Genomic DNA, 2,804 nt, shown 5'->3' with positions numbered 1-2,804 from the left:
TGAGTAACAGACTTGATTCGGTCTTTAAAAAGCTGAAAGGTCATGGCACCCTGAATGAAAAGAACATCGAAGATGGTCTTAAGCAGGTGCGGATGGCACTGCTTGAGGCTGATGTTAATTATAAGGTTGCAAAATCTGTTGTTTCGGATATAAAAGATCGAGCCTTGGGCAAGGAAGTAATGCAGAGCCTTACACCCGGTCAGCAGGTCATAAAAATTGTAAACGATGAATTTGCCAGAATGATGGGGTCTGAGCATCAAGGGCTGAACTTTGATGGGAAGGCTTTAGGTTCTGTCATGCTTATTGGACTACAGGGGTCTGGTAAGACCACAACAGCAGGGAAACTTGCGCTCTATCTTCGAAAAGAGGGTAGAAAGCCATACCTTGTACCGGTGGATGTTTACAGACCTGCGGCAATTGATCAGTTGAAAAAAATCGGAATGCAACTGGATGTTCCGGTATTTGCGTCCACAACTGACATGAAGCCCTTAAAAATTTGCCAGGATGCACAATTGGCAGCCAGGGAACAGGGATGCGACACCCTGTTGATTGACACTGCGGGAAGGCTGCATCTTGACGAAGACTTAATGGCTGAACTTAAAGGCATCAAAAAAGGTATGAATCCATCGGAAATCCTTCTGGTGGCGGATGCCATGACCGGTCAGGATGCGGTGAACATTGCGGGATCATTTGACAAAGCACTTGATCTGAGCGGTGTTATTCTGACCAAAATGGACGGTGATGCTCGCGGTGGTGCAGCACTCTCCATAAAAGCGGTTACCGGCAAACCGTTAAAATTCATCGGTGTGGGTGAAAAATCAACGGCTTTGGAAGCATTCCACCCGGACAGAATGGCATCCAGAATTCTGGGAATGGGAGACACGCTTTCATTTATTGAAAAAGCACAGGATGCAGTTGATCAAAAAGAAGCCAAAGCACTTGAAAAAAAATTAAGAAAAAATGCCTTTACCCTGGAAGATTTTAAAAACCAGATGCAGTCAGTCCGAAAAATGGGGTCTATAAAAGACCTGCTGGGAATGCTGCCGGGCATGAATAAAAAGCAACTTAAAGGTATTAATATAGGTGATAAGGAATTTAGTAAAATTGAAGCAATAATCAATTCCATGACACCCAAGGAACGACAGGTACACACCATTATCAAAGGCTCAAGAAAAAAAAGGATTGCCAATGGCAGCGGCACCACGGTTCAGGATGTCAACAAGCTTCTGAAAAGCTATTCCCAATCCATGAAAATGATAAAAAAATTTAATAAAGGCGGCATGCGTTCTTTGAAAAACATGCTGCCATTTTAAGGAGAAAGAAAAGAATATGGCCGTAAGAATCAGATTGACCAGAAAAGGCACAAAGAAAAAACCTTTTTACAGAATAGTGGCTGCTGACATTGAAAGCCCGAGAGATGGAAAGTTTTTGGAACTCTTAGGCACCTACAATCCAATGGTTGAGCCGGCTGCCATTACCCTGAAAGAGGACAGAATAAAGTATTGGCTGAATGAAGGTGCAAAACCCTCAACCACTGTCCGGAGTATATTTAAACGGCAGGGACTGGAACAAGCCGAAGCACAAGCTGTTTAATAAGCGACCCGGTATCCTCAATATCCAACCAAAGGAGAAATCGTCATGAAAGAGCTGATAGAATACATTGCAAAAGCGCTGGTAGACAATCCTGAACAGGTAAATGTATCAGAAGTCAGTGGAGATCAAACTTCTGTTTTAGAGCTTAAAGTGGCAAAAGAGGATCTGGGTAAAGTCATTGGCAAGCAGGGAAGATCAGCTCGAGCCATGAGAACAATTTTAAGTGCGGCATCCACTAAACTTAAAAAACGTACCGTTCTTGAAATTATTGAATAGATAATGGACAAAGCCGCTTCGTTTACCATAGGCAGGGTAACCGGAGTGCATGGTCTTAACGGCAACCTTAAGGTCTGGTCCTTTGCAGAATCCATTGATACCTTCTGCCCTGGTAAAAACGTTCTTTTAAAATCAGAAAAAGCTTTAGAAGGCTTAGGCAAATCCTATACCATCCTTAAAGCTCTGGCCTATAAAAAAGGAATTTTACTCACTCTTGAAGGGATTGATAACCGAAGCCTTGCCGAGGAGCTTATAGGCAAAGAGATTCTCATTGACCGGAATCAATTGCCTGAACCGGAAGAAGACACCTGGTACTGGCAGGATCTTTTAGGGCTTGATGTATTTGATCATCAACAAGGATTTATCGGCAAAATAATTGATATTTTCCCGACAGGCGCAAATGATATGCTGGTCATAATGGACAAAACTCGGGAAACACTTGTGCCCATGCATAAACACTTTGTTGAATCAATTGATCTTGAAAAAAAGGTCATAAGGACAACACTGCCACCGGAATTGTTACCAGATTATTAATGAGTTATTAATGGATTATTGATGGACTTTACGGTATTGACCCTGTTTCCGGAGCTGGTCGGCTCTTTTTTTGAGCATGGCATGATTTCACGGGGTATCAAGAAAAACCTGATCACAGGGCATTGCATTAATATCAGGGATTTTTCATGCGACCGCCATAACACGGTTGATGACAGGCCCTATGGCGGTGGGAGCGGCATGGTAATGAAGCCGGAACCCTTGCAGGCTGCTATTTTAGCTGCCAAAAAAAGGGTCCCTGAATCCCAGGTTGTATTAATGACCCCCCAGGGAACCCGGTTCAGTCAGGAAAAAGCCTTTGAACTTGCCTGCCGGAATAAGGGGCTTATTTTTGTCTGTGGCAGGTATGAAGGAATTGATGAACGGATATACACCACACTTGT

4 protein-coding genes and 1 pseudogene are annotated in these 2,804 nt (G+C 43.3%); all 5 read left to right on the top strand.

Going from position 1 to position 2,804, the window contains the following annotated elements:
- Positions 1–1,313 (top strand): signal recognition particle protein (ffh, locus tag K8S13_RS21440; protein ID WP_291465763.1); only part of this gene is annotated, 1,313 nt, incomplete at its 5' end.
- A 16-nt stretch (positions 1,314–1,329) separates the two neighbouring features.
- Positions 1,330–1,593, top strand: coding sequence for a 30S ribosomal protein S16 (rpsP, locus tag K8S13_RS21435; RefSeq protein WP_291465762.1), 264 nt, complete (start codon positions 1,330–1,332; stop codon positions 1,591–1,593).
- A 45-nt stretch (positions 1,594–1,638) separates the two neighbouring features.
- Positions 1,639–1,869: a KH domain-containing protein gene (locus K8S13_RS21430; RefSeq protein ID WP_291465761.1), complete on the top strand. Its 231-nt coding sequence runs from the start codon at positions 1,639–1,641 to the stop codon at positions 1,867–1,869.
- Between the two features lie 3 nt (positions 1,870–1,872).
- The gene (rimM, locus tag K8S13_RS21425; RefSeq protein WP_291465760.1) at positions 1,873–2,403 is read left to right on the top strand and encodes a ribosome maturation factor RimM; all 531 of its coding nucleotides are present in this window, start codon (positions 1,873–1,875) and stop codon (positions 2,401–2,403) included.
- 21 nt (positions 2,404–2,424) lie between these two features.
- Positions 2,425–2,804 (top strand): annotated as a pseudogene (locus K8S13_RS21420) (tRNA (guanosine(37)-N1)-methyltransferase TrmD); the annotation flags it as partial.

This window comes from Desulfobacula sp. (assembly GCF_021107415.1).
Note: the sequence above shows the minus strand (reverse complement) of the source record. Positions and strands in the feature narration are given on the sequence as shown.

What these genes read in the sequence shown, in the direction of transcription:
- rpsP (WP_291465762.1), top strand. Translation starts at nt 1,330, where the DNA reads ATGGCCGTAAGAATCAGATTGACCAGAAAAGGCACAAAGAAAAAACCT.
- K8S13_RS21430 (WP_291465761.1), top strand. Translation starts at nt 1,639, where the DNA reads ATGAAAGAGCTGATAGAATACATTGCAAAAGCGCTGGTAGACAATCCT.
- rimM (WP_291465760.1), top strand. Translation starts at nt 1,873, where the DNA reads ATGGACAAAGCCGCTTCGTTTACCATAGGCAGGGTAACCGGAGTGCAT.